The sequence below is a fragment of the Streptomyces sp. SID13726 genome (assembly GCF_010548375.1).
Classification (GTDB): Bacteria; Actinomycetota; Actinomycetes; order Streptomycetales; family Streptomycetaceae; genus Streptomyces.
The window spans coordinates 296,967-317,473 of the sequence record NZ_JAAGLY010000006.1; the positions used below are offsets into that span (position 1 = coordinate 296,967).

The 20,507-nt window shown below is 71.9% G+C and carries 18 protein-coding genes and 1 pseudogene; 12 read left to right on the forward strand and 7 right to left on the reverse strand.

The window, feature by feature from the left end; translation table 11 throughout:
* Window positions 1–188 precede the first annotated feature (188 nt).
* Entirely contained in the window at window positions 189–1,166 is a 978-nt protein-coding gene (locus G3I78_RS18455; protein WP_164425802.1) for an ABC transporter substrate-binding protein, read from the forward strand.
* 101 nt (window positions 1,167–1,267) lie between these two features.
* Here G3I78_RS18455 and G3I78_RS18460 read toward each other — a convergent pair whose 3' ends face one another.
* On the reverse strand, window positions 1,268–2,701 hold the full coding sequence (locus G3I78_RS18460) for a glycoside hydrolase family 43 protein (RefSeq protein WP_164425805.1): 1,434 nt from the start codon (window positions 2,699–2,701) through the stop codon (window positions 1,268–1,270).
* A gap of 328 nt (window positions 2,702–3,029) precedes the next feature.
* On the opposite strand from G3I78_RS18460, the gene G3I78_RS18465 reads away from it, so the two are divergent.
* Window positions 3,030–4,550 (forward strand): alpha/beta hydrolase, encoded by a 1,521-nt coding sequence (locus tag G3I78_RS18465; protein ID WP_164425807.1) that lies wholly within the window; start codon window positions 3,030–3,032, stop codon window positions 4,548–4,550.
* A 98-nt stretch (window positions 4,551–4,648) separates the two neighbouring features.
* Here the strand turns inward: G3I78_RS18465 and pgm are convergent, their stop codons facing one another.
* A complete protein-coding gene (pgm, locus tag G3I78_RS18470; RefSeq protein ID WP_164425809.1) occupies window positions 4,649–6,289 on the reverse strand; it encodes a phosphoglucomutase (alpha-D-glucose-1,6-bisphosphate-dependent) in 1,641 nt (546 codons plus the stop codon).
* Window positions 6,290–6,554: 265 nt separating this feature from the next.
* Window positions 6,555–7,394, reverse strand: coding sequence for a LysR family transcriptional regulator (locus tag G3I78_RS18475; protein ID WP_164425811.1), 840 nt, complete (start codon window positions 7,392–7,394; stop codon window positions 6,555–6,557).
* Window positions 7,395–7,486: 92 nt separating this feature from the next.
* Here G3I78_RS18475 and G3I78_RS18480 point away from each other — a divergent pair, with 92 nt between their 5' ends.
* Window positions 7,487–8,224 (forward strand): SDR family oxidoreductase, encoded by a 738-nt coding sequence (locus G3I78_RS18480; protein ID WP_164426277.1) that lies wholly within the window; start codon window positions 7,487–7,489, stop codon window positions 8,222–8,224.
* Window positions 8,225–8,253: 29 nt separating this feature from the next.
* Here the strand turns inward: G3I78_RS18480 and G3I78_RS18485 are convergent, their stop codons facing one another.
* Window positions 8,254–8,802 (reverse strand): GNAT family N-acetyltransferase, encoded by a 549-nt coding sequence (locus G3I78_RS18485; protein WP_164425813.1) that lies wholly within the window; start codon window positions 8,800–8,802, stop codon window positions 8,254–8,256.
* 340 nt (window positions 8,803–9,142) lie between these two features.
* Here G3I78_RS18485 and G3I78_RS18490 point away from each other — a divergent pair, with 340 nt between their 5' ends.
* Window positions 9,143–9,982 carry a hypothetical protein gene (locus G3I78_RS18490; RefSeq protein ID WP_343243797.1) on the forward strand — a complete coding sequence of 280 codons (840 nt, stop codon included), beginning with the start codon at window positions 9,143–9,145 and terminating at the stop codon, window positions 9,980–9,982.
* Between the two features lie 157 nt (window positions 9,983–10,139).
* On the opposite strand, the gene G3I78_RS18495 is transcribed toward G3I78_RS18490, so the two are convergent.
* Window positions 10,140–10,577, reverse strand: a complete 438-nt coding sequence (locus G3I78_RS18495; protein WP_239157901.1) for a MarR family transcriptional regulator — start codon at window positions 10,575–10,577, stop codon at window positions 10,140–10,142.
* A gap of 138 nt (window positions 10,578–10,715) precedes the next feature.
* On the opposite strand from G3I78_RS18495, the gene G3I78_RS18500 reads away from it, so the two are divergent.
* Window positions 10,716–11,684 carry a zinc-binding alcohol dehydrogenase family protein gene (locus tag G3I78_RS18500; RefSeq protein ID WP_164425818.1) on the forward strand — a complete coding sequence of 323 codons (969 nt, stop codon included), beginning with the start codon at window positions 10,716–10,718 and terminating at the stop codon, window positions 11,682–11,684.
* Window positions 11,624–11,869: pseudogene (locus G3I78_RS53200) on the forward strand (FAD-dependent monooxygenase); the annotation flags it as partial. The gene G3I78_RS18500 and the pseudogene G3I78_RS53200, both read left to right, overlap by 61 nt.
* Before the next feature lie 233 nt (window positions 11,870–12,102).
* Here the strand turns inward: G3I78_RS53200 and G3I78_RS18510 are convergent.
* Window positions 12,103–12,804, reverse strand: a complete 702-nt coding sequence (locus G3I78_RS18510; RefSeq protein WP_164425820.1) for a TetR/AcrR family transcriptional regulator — start codon at window positions 12,802–12,804, stop codon at window positions 12,103–12,105.
* A 176-nt stretch (window positions 12,805–12,980) separates the two neighbouring features.
* Between G3I78_RS18510 and G3I78_RS18515 the strand changes: the two genes are divergently transcribed.
* Genes G3I78_RS18515 through G3I78_RS18540 form a run of 6 tightly spaced genes read left to right on the forward strand, consistent with a single transcriptional unit; the run spans window position 12,981 to window position 19,962 of the window.
* Window positions 12,981–14,660: a CocE/NonD family hydrolase gene (locus tag G3I78_RS18515; RefSeq protein WP_239157902.1), complete on the forward strand. Its 1,680-nt coding sequence runs from the start codon at window positions 12,981–12,983 to the stop codon at window positions 14,658–14,660.
* The gene (locus tag G3I78_RS18520) at window positions 14,657–16,306 is read left to right on the forward strand and encodes an ABC transporter substrate-binding protein (RefSeq protein ID WP_164425822.1); all 1,650 of its coding nucleotides are present in this window, start codon (window positions 14,657–14,659) and stop codon (window positions 16,304–16,306) included. Before G3I78_RS18515 ends, G3I78_RS18520 begins: the two co-directional genes overlap by 4 nt.
* 5 nt (window positions 16,307–16,311) lie before the next feature.
* Window positions 16,312–17,271: an ABC transporter permease gene (locus G3I78_RS18525; RefSeq protein WP_343243798.1), complete on the forward strand. Its 960-nt coding sequence runs from the start codon at window positions 16,312–16,314 to the stop codon at window positions 17,269–17,271.
* Window positions 17,268–18,152, forward strand: a complete 885-nt coding sequence (locus tag G3I78_RS18530) for an ABC transporter permease (RefSeq protein ID WP_164425824.1) — start codon at window positions 17,268–17,270, stop codon at window positions 18,150–18,152. The genes G3I78_RS18525 and G3I78_RS18530 overlap by 4 nt, the downstream gene beginning before the upstream one ends.
* Window positions 18,149–19,159: an ABC transporter ATP-binding protein gene (locus G3I78_RS18535; protein WP_164425826.1), complete on the forward strand. Its 1,011-nt coding sequence runs from the start codon at window positions 18,149–18,151 to the stop codon at window positions 19,157–19,159. The genes G3I78_RS18530 and G3I78_RS18535 overlap by 4 nt, the downstream gene beginning before the upstream one ends.
* Window positions 19,156–19,962 carry an ATP-binding cassette domain-containing protein gene (locus tag G3I78_RS18540; RefSeq protein WP_164425827.1) on the forward strand — a complete coding sequence of 269 codons (807 nt, stop codon included), beginning with the start codon at window positions 19,156–19,158 and terminating at the stop codon, window positions 19,960–19,962. The genes G3I78_RS18535 and G3I78_RS18540 overlap by 4 nt, the downstream gene beginning before the upstream one ends.
* A gap of 4 nt (window positions 19,963–19,966) precedes the next feature.
* On the opposite strand, the gene G3I78_RS18545 is transcribed toward G3I78_RS18540, so the two are convergent.
* Window positions 19,967–20,317, reverse strand: a complete 351-nt coding sequence (locus G3I78_RS18545; protein ID WP_203615131.1) for a hypothetical protein — start codon at window positions 20,315–20,317, stop codon at window positions 19,967–19,969.
* Between the last annotated feature and the right edge of the window lie 190 nt (window positions 20,318–20,507).

A 20,507-nucleotide genomic window follows, 5' to 3' on the forward strand; every position in this document is an offset into this window, starting at 1 on the left:
ATGCGCACCAGGTTGCGTTCCGCGCAACTTACCTGACAGGGGCGAGCAGCAGCTCCGACCTCTTTCGTCCGGGGTCCTGACACCGTGAAGGTAGGCGTGTAGATTGCGGCCGTCGACAAGCTGCACAACGTCACGGGCCGGACACCTCACACCGAAGCACCATTCACGCTTCCGCCAGGAGGACCCCCATGCGACGGTGCATTCTCGGGCTCGCGACAGCCGTGGTCGCGATCGCCGGCGCGGCCGGCTGCGGATCGTCGTCCGACGGGACGAGCGGTTCCTCCTCCTCGGGCGGCGGGAAGACCACCGAGGTCAAGGTCGGCATCGTCCCGATCGTCGACGTGGCTCCGCTGTATCTGGGGCAGCGCAAGGGCTTCTTCAGCAGCCGCGGGATCGACCTGAAGATGGTGAGCGCCCAGGGCGGCGCCGCGATCGTGCCCGGTGTGGTGAGCGGTCAGTTCCAGTTCGGATTCAGCAATCCCACCTCGCTGATGATCGCCCAGACCAAGGGGATCGCGGTCAAGTCGGTGATCAACGCCTGCACCACGACGGGCAACACCACGACCGACGTCACCGGGGTGATGGTCGCGAAGGACAGCCCCGTGAAGTCCGCCAAGGAACTCGCGGGCCACTCGGTGGCGGTCAACACCCTCCAGAACATCGGGGACACGGTGGTGCGGGAGGCGGTCCGCAAGGACGGCGGCGATCCCACGAAGGTCAAGTTCGTCGAGATCCCCTTCGAGCAGATGCCGGCCGCGCTGGCCGCCGGTCAGGTCGACGCGGCCTGGATGGGCGAACCGGCCCAGACGATCGCCCGCGCCCAGGGCGCCCGCTCGGTGACCGCGCCGTTCGCCGAGACCGACCCGAAGCTCACCCTGGCGACGTACTTCACCTCGGCCCGGCTCGCCCAGCAGGACCCCGACCTGGTCAAGCGGTTCAAGGAGGCGGTCGGCGAGTCGCTCGCCTACGCCTCCGCGCACCAGGACGAGGCCCGTCAGGCCGCGACCGCCTACACCAAGATCGACGCACCGACCCTCAAGAAGCTGACGCTCCCCCTGTGGCCGAGCGAGACCAACCTCCCCTCCCTGGAGAAGCTGGCCTCGCTCGGCGAACAGGACGGCCTCTTCGGCGACAAGAAGCCCGACCTCAAGTCGCTGTTCCAGTAGGCGCGTTCAGGGAGTCGTGCGCCCTGGACGAACGGCTCGCCATTTCCCGGATCGCCGTGTGCCGGTTCGCCCTGCCCTCAGCTCGCCGGCCCGGCAGCCCGTCAACTCGTCACGCGGAAGGTGGCGTCGGCGCGGCCCGTCGCCGTGGTGATCGGGTCGAGCCTCAGCTGGAAGCCGTAGTGGCGGATGTACCGGTCGGGGTGGTTGTACGACTGGAACGACGACCAGGTCGAGTCGGCGAGGCCGGCGACCTGGCGGAAGCTGGCGTCGGCGGCGAACTGGGCGGTGCCGTCGTTGTGGACCAGCTGGAAGTCGAAGCCGGAGTGCCGCAGGAAGTATCCGGGGTAGTTGACCGACTCGAAGGAGACGGTGCCGGTGCCCGCGAGGCCGGTCCTGACCTTGAACCGCGCGTCCTCGGCGGGGCTGACGCCCGGGTCGATGCGCACGTCGAAGTTGGCGTGCCGTACGTAGCGGTCCTGGTAGTTGTACGACTGGAGCCGGCTGACCGCGGTGTCGGGCCAGCGGGCGAGCACCCGGCTCTCCTCGGCGGCCGTGAGGTTGAGGATCCAGCCGTGGCGCTTCTTGGTGCCGCCCATGTCGTAACTGCCCGCCGCCTGCTTCCGGTAGGCGGCGGGGTCGGACGGGTCGGTCGTCAGGACCGGCATGTAGCCACCGCTGGTGGCGTACTGGTCGAGGTAAAGGGCCCACTTGTCGCTGCCGTTGAACTTCATCCACATCGGGCCCTCGACCTGCGACCCGGTGAGGCCGATGCCGGAGAGGTTGCCGAGCGTGGTCCACGTCCCCAGGATCGAGTTGCTGCCTTCGAGGGTGATCTGCCCGTCGCCGGAGGCCCGTACGTACCGGTAGTTGCCGACGCCCGAGGGCACCTCGATGATCTGGGTGTCGATGATCTCCTGGGTGCCGGGACGCTCGATGTAGGTCCGCGGGGTGGTGACGGTGCGGAAGTCCGAGGTGCGGGCGTAGTAGATGCGGTGCTTGGTGGCGCCGTTGAGGGGCGTGTTCGTCGCCCAGTACAGGACGTAGTCGTTGGTCTCCGGGTCCCAGATCGCCTCGGGCGCCCAGGCGTTGCGGCCGTCGGGGATCGCTCCGGCGACGTTGAGCAACCAGGGCTGGGACCAGGTGACCAGGTCGGTCGACTCCCACACCACGAGGTTGCGGCTGCCGTTGTTGATGGCGTCCGACCACGACTGCCCGCAGCCGATGCACAGGTCGGTCGCGATGATCCAGTACTTGCCGCCGCCCGGGGCGCGGACGAGTGCGGGGTCCCGCACCCCCTTCGTGCCGACCGTCGAACGCAGGACCATCCCACCGCCGTCGAGGTCGTCCCAGTGCACGCCGTCGGTGCTGTGGGAGAGGTACATCTGCTGGTTGGTGGCGCCCTCCCCGGTGAAGTGGACCATCAGATAGCCGGGGTCGGCCGCGGCGGCCCGCTGCGGTGCGGTCAGGACCTGGGAGGTGAGGAGCAGGCCGACGGCGACGAATATCGCCGACAGCCGTGCGAGAAGTGCGCGCATGGAGATGTCCCGTCTCTCTGTGATGTTCACGTACGCGACCACTGGAATCCGGCGGCGGTGTTGAGCGGGGCCAAGACTGTTCGAGATTTTGAACAGCGTTCGTAAATGCGACCAGACGCTAAGGGTGGCCGTGACGGGGTGTCAAGGTGTGTGACAGGAGGGTCGGGAGACGCGGCGCGTGTCCTGATCGTCCACCGCGAGGCCCGGCCGAAAGGCCGAGACGCCGGTGGAAGCCGGTCCAGGGACCGGCCTTTCGGCCGAGGTGGCGGGCGGTGCGGTGCGCGGAGAGTGGAGCCCGCCACCGGTTCCCCTCGGAAGGACGTCCGCCATGCGCACCGTACACAAGGCCGCACTCGCCGCGGCCGGCCTGCTCGCGACCCTGTGCGTGCCCGCCGCCCAGGGCGCGCAGACCGCACCGGCCGCCGACCATCCCGCGGCCCTGGACCGCTACTACCAGCAGCGCCCCGCCTGGCACCCCTGCGGCAGCCCCGACCGCTACCCCGCCGCGTACCAGTGCGCCACGGTCACCGTGCCCCTGGACTACGCGCACCCCGGCGGCCGCACCCTGGCCCTCAAGATCTCCCGGCTGCGCACCAGCGTGCCGGGCAAGCGCCACGGCGTCCTGCTGTCCAACCCGGGCGGCCCCGGCGACCTCGCCCTGGACAACCCGGTGGCCCTGAAGGACGCCCTCGCCAAGAGCGTCCTGGACCGCTACGACCTGGTCGGCTTCGACCCGCGCGGCCTCGGCACCAGCAGCCCCTTGCGGTGCGGTCTCACCGAGGACGAGGCCGATCCCGACCTGCACCCGTACCGCGCGGCCTCCTTCGCCAAGGACACGGCCCGCGCCCGGGACACCGCCGCCCGCTGCATCGCCCGTGAGCGTGCCCGGCTGCCGTACATCAGCACCCGCAACACCGCCCGGGACATGGACGTCGTCCGCGGGATCCTCGGCGAGAGGAAGGTCTCCTACCTCGGCTGGTCCTACGGCACCTACCTCGGCGCCGTCTACACCCAGCTGTTCCCCGGGCACAGCGACCGCGTGGTGCTCGACAGCGCCGTGGACCCGAACCGCTTCGGACGCCACACGAACCTCGCGATGGCCACCGGTGCCGAGCCCGCGTTCCGGGAGTGGAGCCGGCTCGTCGCCCGCCGCGACCGCGTGTACCACCTCGGCGACACCCCGGCGAAGGTCCGCGCCGCCTTCTGGCAGCAGGTCGCCCGCGCCGACCGGGCACCGCTCCGCTACAGCGGGAGCGACGAGGCCCACCAGGGTTCCGCCGTGACCGGCGACGACATCCGCGACTGGCTGCGGGCCGACTTCGCCAACGCCCCCTACCAGGCCGCCCGTGAACTCGCCGACCTGCGCAAGTCCCCCGCCACCCGCCCGGACCCGACCCCCACCGGCGGCAAGGCGGACCCCGCGGACGACAACTCCATCGCCCTCAACCTCGCCGTCATGTGCGGCGACAACTCCGCCTCCTGGCCGCGCAACCCGGCCCGCTACCGCCTCGACGCCCGGCGCGACAAGGCCCAGAGCCCCCTCTACGGCGACTTCGCCGCCAACATCACGCCGTGCGCCTTCTGGCCGAAGGGCTCCGAACCGGCGACCCGCGTCGACAACGAGGTGGGTGCCCTGGTCGTCCAGAACCAGTGGGACTCCCAGACCCCGCTCTCCGAGGGCCTGGCCATGCACCGCGCCCTGCACGGCTCCCGCCTGGTCCAGGTCCGCGACGGCCGCGGCCACGTCGTCTACGGCCTCCCCGACGCCCCCGCCTGCGTCACCCGCACGGTCGACGCCTACCTCACCACGGGACACCTCCCGGCCCACGACGTCATGTGCCGGGCTTAGGGACGCCGGGGGTCGTGCGGGCGTACGACCGACTCCTCGGCCCCGCCCGGGAAGGGCTCGGCACGGACCCACCGCCCGCGCCGGGCCCGCCCCGCGCGTCAGCCGCCCAGCGCCGTCAGCACCACGGACCTGGCCTCCTCCTGGACCTGGCGCAGATGGTCGGCGCCGTGGAAGGACTCGCCGTAGATCTTGTAGACGTCCTCGGTGCCCGAAGGGCGGGCCGCGAACCAGGCGTTGGCGGTGGCGACCTTGATACCGCCGAGGGCGGCGCCGTTGCCGGGGGCCTCGGTGAGGACCTGGGTGACCGCCTCCCCTGCGAGGGTGTCGGCGGTGACCTGGCGCGGGGAGAGCTTGGCGAGCAGCGCCTTCTCCTCGCGGGAGGCGGGGGCGTCGACCCGCGCGTAGGCGGGGGCGCCGAAGCGCTCGGTGAGCCCGTCGTAGTGCTGCGAGGGGGTCCGGCCCGTCACCGCCGTGATCTCGGAGGCGAGCAGCGCGAGGATGATGCCGTCCTTGTCGGTGGTCCACACCGAGCCGTCCCGGCGCAGGAAGGACGCGCCCGCCGACTCCTCGCCGCCGAAGCCGAGTGTGCCGTCGGAGAGTCCGTCCACGAACCACTTGAACCCGACCGGGACCTCGACCAGTTGCCGGCCGACGTCCGCCGCGACCCGGTCGATCATGCTGGACGACACGAGCGTCTTGCCGATCCCGGCCCCGGCGGGCCACTGCTCCCGGTGCGAGAACAGGTACGAGATCGCCACGGCCAGGTAGTGGTTGGGGTTCATCAGGCCGCCGTCCGGTGTGACGATGCCGTGCCGGTCGGCGTCGGCGTCGTTGCCGGTGGCGATGTCGAACCGGTCGCGCCGCTCGATGAGGGAGGCCATGGCGTACGGCGACGAGCAGTCCATGCGGATCTTGCCGTCCCAGTCGAGCGTCATGAACCGCCAGGTGGGATCGGTGAGCGGATTGACGACGGTGAGGTCGAGGCGGTGCTCCTCGGCGATACGGCCCCAGTAGGCGACCGACGCGCCGCCCAGCGGATCGGCGCCGATGCGCACGCCGGCCGACCGGATGGCCTCCAGGTCGAGGACGTCGGGCAGGTCGGCCACGTAGGCGCCGAGGAAGTCGTGGCGGCCGGGGCCGTGGGCGGCCAGGGCGCGGCTGTACGGGATGCGCCGTACGTCCTTCATGCCGCCGGTGATGATCTCGTTGGCGCGGTCCTGGATCCAGGAGGTCGCGTCCGATCCGGCGGGGCCGCCGCTCGGCGGGTTGTACTTGAACCCCCCGTCGGCGGGCGGGTTGTGCGAGGGGGTGACGACGACTCCGTCGGCGAGCGCCGAGGTGCGGTGCCGGTTGTGGGCGAGGATGGCGTGCGAGACGGCCGGGGTGGGCGTGTATCCGTCGGCCTGGTCGATGAGGACGGTCACGTCGTTGGCCGCGAAGACCTCCAGTGCCGTGATCCGGGCGGGCTCGGACAGGGCGTGGGTGTCGGCGCCGAGGAAGAGGGGGCCGTCGGTGCCCTGCGCGCTCCGGTACTCGCAGATGGCCTGGCTGGTGGCGGCGATGTGGTCCTCGTTGAACGCCGCCGCGAGGGACGAACCCCGGTGCCCCGAGGTGCCGAACGCCACCCGCTGCCCGGGCTCGGCCGGGTCCGGGTGCAGCGCGTAGTACGCCGTGACCAGACGGGCCACGTCGATCAGGTCCTCGGGCCCGGCGACCTGCCCCGCTCGCGCGTCCTGCATTTCCCGCTCCTCCGCAAGGGTCGACCGTTGGGTACGGCCCTCATTCTCCCCTGCCGGACCACAACGGACGCCCACCGGGCCACGGTCGGGTCGGGAACCCGTCACGACGCGCACCGGCGCAGGTCCAGAGGGCGGTCGAGGACCCACTGCCACACGGATCAGATCGGCGACCGCACGATGCCGACTGCGAAGCGGCGGGGCCCGGACGGACGCCCACCGAGCCACCGTCGGATCAGGAACCGTCACATCGCGCACCGGAAGGCGATCAAGGACCCACCGCCACGCGGATCAGGTCCGCGACCGCGCGATGCCGGCTGTGAGGTGGCCAGGCGATCACCGTGGTCACGGGCGGGGCGTCCAGGACCGGTACGGCGACCAGGTCGCGGCGCAGGTCGGTGGCTGCGGACTCGGGCAGGGTCACGGTCGTACGGCTGAGCGCGATCAGCTGGAAGAGCTGTGTCAGGTTCCGCACCTCCGCCCCCGGTCCCTGCGGGTAGCCGCCGCCGGGATCGGGCCAGCGGGCCGGCGGGAGTTCCGGGAGTGCGGTGACCTCGGCGAGCCGGAGCCGGGAGCGTCCGGCGAGCGGGTGGGAGGCGGGCAGGACCGCCACCTGCCCCTCGGTGTACAGGGGTTCGGTGTCGAGTCCGTCCGTCGAGTCGAACGGCAGGTGCAGGAGCGCCACGTCGGCCTCCCCGCTCCGCAGCGCCTCCTGGTGCTGGTGGGCCTCGCAGAGCAGCAGTTCGACGGTGGCCGCGCCGGGCTCGGCGGCGTAGGCGTCGAGGAGTTTCGCCAGCGACTCGCCGCCGGTGCCGGACTTCACGGCGAGCACGAGACGGGGGCCCGGCCGCGCGGCCTGCCGGGTACGCCGCTCGGCCGCGGCCACGGCACCGAGGATCGCCCGGGCCTCGGACAGCAGTACGGTCCCGGCCTCGGTGAGGGTGACCTTGCGGCTGGTGCGCTCCAGGAGCCTGACGCCGAGCCGCCGTTCGAGCCCGGCGACGGCCCGGGACAGGGGTGGCTGAGTGATCCCCAGTCGCTCGGCGGCCCGGCCGAAGTGCAGTTCCTCGGCGAGGGCGACGAAGTACCGCAGCTCGCGTATGTCCATGCGGGCACGGTAACCGCGGCCCACCACAATCGATACCGCGCGGGTATCGCCGGGGAACCGGAAGGGTGTTGGTGTCCGGACGCGGCGCGGCGATGCTCGCTGTCATGAACGAGAGGACGATCGCGCTGGTCACCGGCGCGAACAAGGGAATCGGGTACGAGATCGCGGCCGGGCTCGGCCGACTGGGCTGGAGTGTCGGGGTCGGTGCTCGGGACGAGCGGCGCGGGGCGGACGCGGTGGCGAGACTGCGCGCGTCCGGCGCCGACGTGTTCGGCGTGCCCCTGGACGTGACCGACGACGAGAGCGTGCGAGCGGCGGCGCGGCTGATCGAGGAGCGGGCGGGCCGTCTCGACGCCCTGGTCAACAACGCAGGCGTGAGCGGAAGTTGGCCGCAGAATCCCACGACCGTCGACCTGGAGGGCGTACGGCGGCTGCTGGAGACCAACGTCCTGGGCGTCGTCCGGGTCACCAACGCGCTGCTCCCGCTGCTGCGCCGCTCCGCCCACCCGAGGATCGTCAACCAGTCCAGCCACGTGGGCTCGTTGACCCTCCAGACCACGCCCGGCGTCGAACTCGGCGGAATCAGCGGGGCCTACGCGCCGACGAAGACGTATCTCAACGCGGTCACCGTCCAATACGCCAAGGAACTGAGCGGCACCGGCATCCTGGTCAACGGCGCGTGCCCCGGCTATGTGGCCACCGACCTCAACGGCTTCAGCGGCATGCAGACACCCGAGCAGGGCGCGGCCGTCGCCGTCCGGCTGGCGTCCCTGCCCGACGACGGGCCCACGGGGCAGCTGTTCGACGACAGCGGAGTGGTGCCCTGGTGACGCGCGGTGGCGCGCGGTGGCGCGTGAACTCAGACCGCCGCCGCGACCGGTGACCACACGCCGAGCCACTGTTCGGCGCCCCACTCCTCGAACCGCAGCACCTCGGTGAAGCCCAGCTTCGCCGCGAGGCGCATCGAGCGGTCGTTGGTGGTCCGGGTGCACAGCACCACCGGCTCGCCGGGAACAGCGCCGGCGAACCAGTCGAGTGCCGCCGCGCACGCCTCGGTGGCGTACCCGTACCCCCAGGCCTCCGGCAGGAACAGATAGCCGAGTTCGACCTCGCCCGCGTCCGGACGGACCCGGCTCCGACGGTCCGCGTCGCGCCGGTTGAGCTCGACGGTGCCGATCATCGTCCCGTCGAGTTCGACCACGAAGAGGCCGGGGCGCCGTCCCGGCACCTCGGGCACCACGCGTTCGAGCTCCGCACGCGGTCGTGCGCCACCGACGTGGATCCCCACCTCCGGCGAGGCGAACAGCTCGACGAACACCGCGCGGTCCCCGGCCCCGGACTCGCGGAGCACGAGCCGTTCGGTCCTGATCGGGACGGGTGGCCAGGTGCCGGGTCCGAGTGCGGTCATGGCGGGCAACCTACCCTCTCTCGCCAACACCCTTTCAACAGCGCGCAGTTGCCCGATACCAGGGCAGAACGCACCAGCCAGTTCCCCCGAAGCCTTACTCGACTTGTGAAGGATTGACGGAGGTTGTGAAGGGTGACAAGAATGCAGCCAGCTCGCTGTGACTGAAGTGAGCGATGTGACGCGAGTGGCTCAGCCACGGTTTCTCTTCAACTCCCCGTGCACCAGCGGCTGCTCGCGCCTGCCACCTCCCACACTCTCGATATCCCAAGGGCAGATCTTGACGCGCCTCACACGCTCCAGAACGTCGGCCGCTGTCGCCGCAACCGCTTTCCTCGCCACCGTGACGCCCCTCATCGGGGCCGCTTCCGCGAGCGCCACGCCCGCGGGCGGCTGCCAGTCGGCCACCGTTCAGTACCGCATCGTCGACGCCGACGGAAAGACCGTCGGCGCCGACTGGACCTCCCAGGGCGGGTTCCACCAGTGGACCTCCGCCCCCGGCACCGTCGAGGTGCGGCTGGCCCCGGGCCAGACCGTCGGCGACGACTGCAAGTACCCGGTCTCCCTGGCCGGTTACACCACCGAAGGACCCAACTGGCCGACCTCCGGCTACCAGGTGCTCGTCGACCACGCCACGGTCTACCTCGGCAAGGACGACGTCGGCGACACCGAGCGCACCTGGCAGAAGCTGAAGGTCAAGACACCCGACTGCTACGGGCAGATCGACCTCTACGGCGACGACGTCGTCTACGACGGCAAGGAGGGCGACGGCCACGGCCCCGCGCCCTACCAGCCCGACAACGTCGTCACGCCCTACCACCTCATCGCGGCGTGGAACGGTGGCGAGAAGTCGTGCACCCCCGACGTGCCGAGTTCCCCCACTCCCCCGCCTTCCGAGACGCCCCCGAACACCCCCACCCCCCCGCCCGCCACCAAGCCGCCTGCCGAGGAGACGACTCCGCCGGCCACCACGCCGCCGCCCGCGACCTCCACCCCGCCGACCACCCCGGACGTCCCGCCGATGACGTCGACGCCGCCCTCCCCGACGCCCAGCGAAAGCACCCCGCCGCTGGCCGAGACCGGTTCGAGCGCGCCCGTCGGCCTGATCTCAGGCGGTGCCGCCCTGGTGATCGCCCTCGGGGCCGGAGCCGTGTACGCGACCCGCAGGGGACGCCACTCCTGATCACGACCTCACGACCGTGATCGGCACGATCACGTCATGACGTCCGACAGCTCCGCCGCAGACGCCCGACCTCTCCCGATCGACCGGGAGGCGGGCCCTGCGGCGGAGTTGTCCGTACCCACGCGAAGGACAACTCCCCGGATACCGGCCGGTGTTGTCAGATCAGCGTGTGCGGGGCGACCAACGCGCTCGCCAGCAGCGAGAGTTGACTGCGCCGGGCCTCGCCGAGATGCGCGGTGAGCTCGCGGATCCGCCGGTCGGCGTCGCTCGCGCAGCGCCCGGCCAGGGCCTGCCCCTCCGGAGTGAGGGACACCAGGAAGCTCCGCCTGTCGTGCGGTGACGGAGTGCGGCGGACCAGGTCCCGGCGCTCGGCGCGGTCGACCAGTCCGGTCATGCTGGACTTGTCGAGGCCCAGATGGCGCGCGAGTTCCTGCATCCCCGGCGTGCGGTCGCGCAGCACGCCGAGCAGCCGCAGCTGGACGACCGACAGTCCGTGCTCCGCCGCGACCTTCCCGAGCGCCGCCTGCACGGCGAACGACAGCTGAGCCAGGCCGTCCACGATCCCCAGGTCCTCGATCTCCGGTTCCTCCGACATGATCACCATCCTACGACCATCAGTACGTGGCACCAACTACTTGCATTGGTACGTGGCACGAACTACTTTAGTTCGTGCCACGTACCAAGTGTGCGGGTACCGGGTTCTCCGGTGCCGACCCGCGATCAAGGAGTCACCATGCACGCCGCTGTCGTACGCTCCTTCGCCAACCCGCCCCGCTACGAGGAGTTCGCCGCTCCCGAGGCGACCGAGGGCAAGCTGCTCGTGGAGATGCTCGCCGCCGGACTGCACCCCCGCGTCCGCTCCGGCGCCAACGGCACGCACTACACCAGTGACGGCCGGCTGCCCCTGATCCCCGGCGTCGACGGGGTGGGCAGGCTGCCGGACGGACAGCTCGTCTACTTCGTCGCGGACGACGGGGACCCGGGCACCATGGCCGAGTGGGCGCTCGTCGATCCGCGCCGCGCCGTCGCGCTCCCCGACGGGGCCGACCCGATCATCATCGCCGCCGCCATGAACCCCGCCATGTCGTCCTGGGTCGCGCTGCGCCGCCGGATCAGCTTCCGGCCCGGCCAGAGCGTCCTCGTCCTGGGCGCCACCGGCAACGCCGGACGGATGGCCGTGCAGATCGCCGGGCACCTGGGCGCCGACCGGATCGTCGCCGCGGGGCGCGACCCCGAGCGCCTCGAACTGGTCGGCAGCCTCGGCGCCACCCACGTGGTCTCGCTGGCCGGCGACCCCGACAAGGACTTCGCCGCGCTCGGCGAGGCCGCCGCGGACGTCGACGTAGTCATCGACTACACCTGGGGCGCGCCCACCGAGCAGGCCCTGCCCGCCGTGCTCACCCGCCGCGCCGACCGCAGCGCCCCGCTGGACTGGATCCAGATCGGCTCCCTGGCCGGCCGCGAGATCAGCCTGCCCTCCGCCACGCTCCGCGCCGCCAACCTGCGGCTCATGGGCAGCGGCCAGGGCTCCGTCACCGCCCGCGGCATCGCCGCCGAACTGCCCTCCCTGATGACCGAACTCACCCGCGGCACCATCACGGCCGACGCGCAGCCGGTCGCCCTCGCCGACGTCGAGAAGGCGTGGACCGCGCCGGTGGCGGCGGGCACGCGCCTCGTGTTCACGGTCTCGGCCGGGGGCTGACGGCGGAGGACGGGGGTCGGGCCTCAGGCCGCGGGCTGCTGACGGCTGACGGCCGCCAACGCTTCGCCTCTACGGCCACCCGGTCGGGGTGTCGGTGGTGCTGCCACCCGCCGACCGGCGGCCAGGGGCTCAACGCCAGTGTCCAGGACGCCTACGACCTCGGGTGGAAGCTCGCCGCCGTCCTCCCCTGCACCGGGGCCGCGAGGTCCACCAGCTCGACCTCGGCTGTCCCGACTCCCCGTTCTCGCCGCCCACTTCGCACTCCACCGGCCCGCGCGGCGACCTGTCCTACCCCGCGGGTCACCTTCGGGACGCCTACCGGCTCGGCCCGCACGATCCGCCGTGGCCTCAAGTCCTTGCCGAGACGACCGCGCGTGACCGTCACACCGTCCTTCTCACCCACCACGGCCCAGCCACCTCAGGCAGGCGGCTTCAGGATCGGCATCCCCGACGCCGTCGCGCGGATCGCGTGGACGTGGAGGTCGATCTGCGCGGCGAACAGCGCATCGTCATCGTCGGCCGTGATGGCCAGCGCGGGCACATGGGAGAGCCGTGGCTCCTCGCGGGCCAGGTTGGCGTAGAGCGCGGCGAGGGCCGTGTCGTCCTTGCGGCGGGTGTCGGCGTCGAGGGACTCGCGCATGGCGTCCACGGTGAGCAGGCCCATCAGCGTGTCGGTGAGCAACTGATAGTGGAACAGGGCCTGTTCCTGTGTCAGGCCCGCGTCCAGCAGAACCCGCAGGAGATCGAGGGCGACGGCCTGGTCGCCGGGGCCCCCGGTGTTGCGGTAGCCGAGCCAGGCCAGCGTGACGGCGTGCCGACGGCCCACCTCGCGGCCCAGGAAGGCCAGTTGGCGGAGGTCGGCGGCCCAGTCGTCGCCCGGTGTGAAGCGTTCGGCGATCTCGACGAAGATCTGGTCGGCGAGGGCGAGCATCAGCTCGTCCTTGTCGCGGAAGTGCCGGTACAGGGCGGTGGCCGCCACGCCGAGACGGCTGCCCAGCGCCCGGAAGGTGACGCCGGCCGGCCCTTCGGCGGTGCTGATCTCCACCGCGGCCTCGATGATCTCCTCGCGGGTGAGGGCACCGCCTCGGCGTCGCCCTCGAACGGTCCCGGCTTCCCCCATGGGCTGTCCCTCCCTGTGCCTGTCCTGTCCTGCGCGGTCCGGCCCGTGAACCTGTCCCGGCCGCCGCCGTCTGCCGGTGATCCTAAGGAGAAAGTGCGTGAACAGTCTAGACAACAGTGTTCACATCGCTGTTCAATCCTCGGCAAGCCCCGCCCCGCCTCCCTGCTGGAGCAGAGATGCCGCTTCCCGTGCAGCGCGCCGAGCCCGCCCCCGTTCCCGCCACCGCGACGCAGTTCATGGTCGCGATGCGGGACGGGGTCCGCCTGGCCACCGACGTCCACCTGCCGTCCGACCACGACGGGCGCCCACTGCCCACGGCGCTGGTGCGACTGCCGTACGACAAGAACAGCCGCTATGTCTTCATGGACCGGATCGCCGCCTACCTGACCGCGCGCGGCTACGCCGTGGTGGTCCAGGACGTGCGCGGGAAGTTCCGCTCCGAGGGCGAGACCATGCCGTTCGTCCACGAACCCGACGACGGCTACGACACCATCGACTGGATCGTCCGGCAGGAGTGGTCCGACGGCCGGGTCGGGATGTTCGGGGACTCCTACTACGGCGCGACCCAATGGGCCGCCGCCTCCGCCGGACATCCCGCGCTGCGGGCCATCGCGCCCCGGGTCACCGGCGCCGACGGCATCCGCCCCGACCACTGGCGGCACGACGGCATCGTCCAGCTGTTCGGCGCGCTGTACTTCGCGGCCTACTGGACCGACCGGTGGGCGTACGAGTTCACGCCGGATCTGAGCCGGCGTCCGCTCGGTGACGCCATGGACGAGATCGCCGAGGGCATCGGCTCCCGGCCCGCCGTGTGGGAGACCTGCATCCCGGAGATCAGGACCCTGCCGGCGTTCCCGTACGGGCATCCCTTCGACGGCCGCCCCCTCCCGGTGCTCCACCAGGCCGGCTGGTTCGACAACTGCCTCCAGCCGAGCATCAACGACTGGGCCGAGCTGGCGTCCCGATCGGGTTGGGCGCCGCTTCAGTACCTGCACGTCGACTCGATCGACCACGAGGGCTACCACCTGGACGACGTCCCCGTGCCGCCGGAGCTGGACCACGCGACCGAGGACGCGGCGGTGGAGCGGATACTGCCCCGGCACCTCGATCCGGTGGTCGCGTTCTTCGACGTGTACGTCAAGGAGGAGGGTGATCCGGCGAGCCTGCCCAGGGTGCGGTGGCACCACGGACACGTCGGTGACCGTACGGCCGGGTCCTGGCCGCCACCGGGAGCACGTACCCTGCGCCTGCATCTGTCGGAGGCGCCGAAGGCGGCCGTCGACGAGAGGGGTGGCCTCCTGGGGACCGAGCCGCCGACCGGGGAGCAGTCCGCGACCTGGGCGCACGACCCTGCCGAGCTGGTGCCCAGCCTGCTGGAGGACTCGTTCTCCGCGCTGCGCCACCACGTGGACGAGTCGGCGCTGCACCGGCGCTCTGACGTGCTCACCTTCAGCACCGAACCGTTCGCCGAGCCGCTGGACCTGGCGGGTCCGGTACGGGCGACCCTGACCGTGGGGACGGACGGACCGGGCGCCCACGTGTACCTGAAGCTGCTGGACGTGTCGCCCGACGGTTCCGCCCATGTCCTGGTCCGGGGGCAGCGGTCGATACCGGGCGGCCCGCCCGCGCCGGCCGACTTCGACCTCACCCACGCCGGCTACCGGGTCCGGCCCGGGCACGCCCTGCGGCTGCACATCGCCTCCAGCGACTTCCCCATGTACCTGCCGCATCCGGGCACCGAGGAGAACCCCTGGCTCGCGTCGGCCGGCAAGGTCACCGCGCAGACCCTCGCCACCGGTGGCGACCGGACCTCCTGCCTCTCGCTGACCGTCGTCGACACGGAGTCCCTGTCATGACCGGCAGAGCGGCATGGCGGCGCCTTCTCGCCACGGCCGCGTCCGCGACGGCGCTGGCTCTCGGCGTCTCCGGCTGCACGGGTCTCCCTGCGGCGACCCTGGACAGCGGGCTGCTGCGGACCACCTCGGACCCGGCGCGCGGGCAGCTGTCGTCGCTGGTGTGGGACCTGCCGACCGGCGAGCCCACCACCCTGGACTACCAGCAGGCGGGCGACTCGTCGCCGTATCTCGTGGTCAGCAACCTGTGCGACAGCCTGCTGCGCCTGAACCCCGACTACAGCACCTCACCGGGCCTCGCCCGGTCCTGGGACCAGCCGAACCCCCGGACGCTCGTCCTGCGGCTGCGTGACGACGTGCGGTTCTGGGACGGTACGGCGCTCACCTCGGCCGACGTCGTCTACAGCCTGAAGCGGCAGCTCGCCCCGAGCGCGGTGGCCAACTCCTTCTTCGTCAACGTCAGTTCGATCGAGGCGACCGGCACCCACACCGTGACCGTGCGCTTCAGCAAGCCCGACGAGCTGTTCCTCAAGGAGCTGGCCACGACCGCCGGGACCGTCGTACAGGCCCGCTACGCCCGGCGGGCGGGCAAGAAGTTCGGTACGGCCGCCGGGGGCGTGATGTGCTCGGGGCCGTTCGAACTGGCGAAGTGGACGTCGGGCGCGAGCATCGAGCTGAAGGCCAACCCTCACTACTGGGATCCCGCCTACCGAGCGCACGCGAACAAGGTGACCCTGCTGTTCGTCACCGACACCACCGCGCTCACCCAGGCCCTGGCCAGCGGCGCCATCGCGGGCGCCTTCGAGGTCCCCAACTCCGCGCTGCCCACGCTGAAGGGCAGCGCGAGCGGACAGCTGTACTTCGGCCCCAGCCTCAAGTCCCTCCAGATCATCCCCGTCCAGCCCACCGGGCTGGCGGCGCAGCCGGACATCCGGCGCGCGCTGAGCCTGGCCGTCGACCGGCAGGAACTCGCCCGTACCGTCTACCGGGGGGCCGCCGTACCGAGCACCACCGTGCTGCCCGAGACCGGCTGGGACCCCGAGGCCAAGGCCGCGTACAAAGCGGCGGCCGCCTCGATGCCGCTGGTGCACACGGCCCCGACCGCGGCGGATCTCAAGGAAGCGCGGGCGCTGGTCGCCAAGCACCGCGACGAGCTGCGGCCCGCCGTGCTGGCCGTGCAGGCGGGCTCCCAGGACCTGCTCAACACCGCGGCCGTCCTCCAGCAGGCGGCCGAGTCCATCGGCATCAAGCTGACCGTCCGCCAGCTGCCCGCCCTCCAGTTCTCCAGCATGTTCTACGACCCCACCTACCGGAAGGGCCTGGACTTCGTGCTGGCGGAGACGTTCCTGGACGTCCCCGACCCGCTCGACTGGATCCCCAACGTGGCGCTGTCCGAGGGCTTCTTCAACTGGACCGGCTTCTCCGACCCCGTCGTCGACTCCGCCCTGGCCAAGGCCCAGCAGACCGCCGTCGCCCGGGCCCGCGCCGCCCTGATCATCAGCGCCCAGCGCCGGTGGGAGGCCAAGACGCTGGCCGCACCGCTGCTCTCCCTGCACGAGGTGACCTACATGAACAACGGCATCACCGGGGCCCCCACCTCCTTCGCCTACCTCTTCTCGCCCTCGCTGGCCCGGATCGGAAGCAGGTGAGCCCGGTGCAGCCGCTCGCCCGCGCCGCGCTGACCTGGCTGCTCCGGCTGCTGGGCCTGGCCGCCACCGTGCTGGTCGCCGCGTTCGCGATGTTCGCCGCGCTGAACCTCTCCCCCGGCGACCCCGCCAGCCGGCTCGCCGGACCCCGCGCCTCCGAGCGCACCATCGCCGCGATCCGCCGTGAACTCGGCCTGGACCAGCCCCTGTCGACCCGGTTCTGGGACTGGCTGACCGGCCTGTTCCACGGTGACCTGGGCACCTCCCTCACCTACCGGCAGTCCGTCTCCTCGCTCCTGGGACCCCGGGTCGCGGACACGCTCCTGCTCGTCGGTTACGCCGGTGTCCTGATCGTCGTCCTCGGAGTGGGCCTCGGTGTCTGGTCGGCGCTGTCCCGGCGGACCGGCACCGTCGTCACCGCGCTCACCGGCGTCGGCCTGGCCGTGCCCGCCTTCGTCGCCGCCTCCGCGCTGGTCGCCCTGCTCGCGGTGAAGGTCCACTGGTTCCCCGCGCTCGGCGCGGGAGGGCCGTCGCTCGCCGACCGCCTGTACCACCTGACCCTGCCCGCGGTGACCCTCGCGATCGCCTGGGCCGCCTACCTCGCCCAGATCACCCGGGCCGCCGTACGGGAGGAGGCGGGCCGGGAGCATGTGGAGACCGCGCGCAGCCGGGCCCTGCCCGCCGGGCGGATCCTGCGCCGGCACATCCTGCGCAACGCGATGATCCCGATCAGTACGGCCGTAGGACTGACCGTCGGCGGGCTGATCGCCGCGGACGTCGTCGTGGAGCAGGCGTTCGGGCTCAACGGCCTGGGCGCGGCGCTCGTGGCGGCCGTGGCCCAGAAGGACACGCCGGTGGTGCAGGCCGTGGGGCTGCTCATGGTCGTGGTCTTCATCGTCGTCAACGCCGCCACGGACCTGCTCCAGGCGGCCCTGGACCCGAGAATCCGGGCGGTGAGCTCACGATGAGCGATGTCTCCGAGACCGCTCCGACGCTCAGGATCGGCCGACTCGGGCTGTCCCTGCGGCTGCGGACGGGCCGTCTCACTCCCTCGGCCACCGCGCTGAGCGCCCTGGCCGTCCTTCTGGTGCTCCTCGCCGTTCTGGCCCCCGTCCTCGCCACGCATCAGCCGGACACCGTCGACATGGGGGCGGCGAGCCAGGACCCGTCCGCCGCGCACTGGCTCGGCACCGACGCCCTCGGCCGCGACCTGTACTCCCGTCTGCTGTACGGCGCCCGGGTCAGCCTGCTGGGGCCCGCCCTGATCATCGCGGGCGCCACCGTGGGCGGTGTCGCGGTCGCCCTGCTCTGCGCCTGGCGGGGCGGGTGGCTGGACCGGGTCGTCAGCCGGGTCAACGACGTCCTGTTCGCCTTCCCCGGTCTGCTGCTCGCGGTGCTGGCCGTCGCCGTCTTCGGGCCCGGCCTCACCGCTCCCGTGGTCGCGCTGGCCGTCGCCTACCTGCCGTACATGGCACGCATCGTGCGCGGGGTGGCCGTGCGCGAGCGCCGGCTGCCCTACGTCGCCGCCCTGGAGGCCGCCGGAATGTCGGCCTGGCGGATCACCCTGCGCCATCTGCTGCCCAATCTGACCCCGTTCGTCGTCGCCCAGGCCACCGCCGCCTTCGGCTCCGCCCTGATCGACCTCGCCGGTGTCTCCTTCCTCGGCCTGGGGGTTCAACCGCCCACCGCGGACTGGGGGTTGACGGTCTCCGAGGGACAGTCCTCGCTGCTCGCCGGCGCGCCCGGGCAGAGCCTGATGGCCGGCGGGCTGATCGTCGTCACCGTCGTCGTGTTCAACCTGCTGGGCGACACGATGATCGCCCGCGCCCACCGGGAGGAGTCGCGATGAGCACCACCGGTCCGCTGCTGCGGGTGGAGCACCTCGGCATCGATCTGCACCGCCGCCGTCGGCAGCCCCATGTCCTCGTCCGTGACGTCACGTTCGACCTCGCGTCCGGCGAAGCCCTCGGTCTGGTCGGGGAGTCCGGCTCCGGGAAGTCGCTGACCTCGCGCGCCGTCATCCGGCTGCTGCCGAGGGACGCGCGCACCCGCGGCACCATCGCCTTCGAGGGCGAGGACGTCCAGGGCATGGGCCGTGAGCGGCTCACCCGCTACCTCTCCCGCGAAGCCGCGATGATCTTCCAGAACCCGCGGGCCCACATCAACCCGGTGCGCACGCTGGGCGACTTCCTCACCGAACCGCTCACCTACCACGGCGGTCTGACGCGCGCCCGGGCCGAGGAACGGCTCGTCCCGCTGCTCCACGACATGGGCATCGCCGACGGTCCGCGCCGGCTGCGCCAGTACCCCCACCAGCTCTCCGGCGGACTGCTGCAACGCATGATGATCGCCTCCGCGCTGGCCGACGCACCCCGTCTGCTGCTCGCGGACGAACCCACCACCGCCCTCGACGTCACCACCCAGCAGGACGTCATGGCCCTCCTCGACGAGCAACGCCGGGACCGGGACCTCGCGATGCTGTTCGTCACCCACGACCTCGAACTCGCCACCGCCGTCTGCGACCGCATCGCCGTCATGTACGCGGGCACCGTCGTCGAACAGCGCCCCGCCGGCGACCTGCACTCCGGCCGCCGCCACCCCTACACCGCGGGCCTGCTCGCCGCCCGGCCCGGACTCGGCGAACCGGGCGCCCGGCTGCCCGTCATCCCCGGCCGACCGGCCGCGGCCCACGAGACCGGACAGGGCTGCCCCTTCGCCGCCCGCTGCGCCTTCGCCGAGGACCGCTGCCGCACCGAACGCCCCGCCCTGCTCCCGGACGGGAACGGCGCGGTCGCCTGCCACCGCGCCGACGAACTCGACGGGGACCTCGACCGCCCGAAGGAGGCCGCCCTGTGACCGCCGTACCCCTGCTCGACGTCTCCGGACTGACCAAGCGCTACCCGACCCGCCAGGGCGAGATCACCGCCTGCGAGGACATCGGCTTCCAGGTGCCCCGGGGCGGTGCCCTGGCCCTGGTCGGCGAGTCCGGCGCGGGCAAGTCGACGGTCGTGCGCCTGGTCGCGGGCCTGGAGCAACCGTCCGCGGGGCAGGTGCTGTTCGACGGCCACGACACCGGTCTACGACGACGGGGCCGCACCGCCCGACTGGCCCGCGCCGCGGCCGTCCAGATCGTCCACCAGGACCCCTACTCCAGCCTCGACCCGCGTCAGCCCGTCGGCGACGGCCTGGCCGAACTGCTGCGCCTGCACGCCGACCGCCTCGGCGCCGACCGGTCAGCGAGGCAGCACCGGGTCACCGAACTCCTGGACATGGTCGGCCTCCCCGGCCTGACCGCCGCCCGCCCGGCCGCCCTCTCCGGCGGCCAGCGCCAACGTGCCGCCATCGCCCGCGCGTTGGCCCTGAACCCCGACGTCCTCCTCCTCGACGAAGCGGTCGCCGCCCTCGACGTCTCCGTCCAGGCGCAGATCCTCAACCTCCTCGCGGATCTGCGCGAACACACCGGCACGACACTGCTGTTCGTCACCCATGACCTGGCCGTCGTCAGGCAGTTGTGCGACGAAGCGGTGGTGATGCACCGGGGCCGCATCGTCGAGCACGGCCCGACGGCCCGCATCTTCGCCGACCCCCAACACGCCTACACGCGCTCCCTGCTGGCCTCGATCCCCCGCCCCGGCTGGCGACCGAGGCGCACCCGCTGACCGCTCAGGCGGCGCTCTTCCGCCCCCGAGTGGCAGCGGCCGTGACGACAATGCCCGCGGCGCCGTACAACACGAACCCCGTGCCCTGCCACGACAGGCTCTTCCGCTTGACCTCCTGGCCGTACTTCACCTGCTCGTAGCTACTGGTACCGACCGAACGCCCACTACTGGTGTCGTAGTCGAGCGCACAGGTGTACCCCTTGCGCATCGCACCGGGATGGTCCTCACCGTCCTCACCGAGCTGAAGCCCCGGACACTCGGGAGCACCACGGGCCGCCCCCGCCCTCAACAGGTCGATCACTCCCCACAGCAGGGGGAGCAGGAACAGGACGAGGAGCACGGTCCGTAATTTCATCGGGTCACCTTAGTGAGGCGGCAGCGTGGGGAGAAGGGGCGGAACCCGGTCGCTGACCGCCTCCAGGTAGGCCGCGTAGGTCTCTCGTTGGTTCCACGAGAAAATGACCGTCCGGGAGTTGCCGGCGACTGCCTGCTGCGGCCTGCTGGTGGCGAAACGGAGTTGTCCGCGGTCCTGCGCGGTGGCGAGC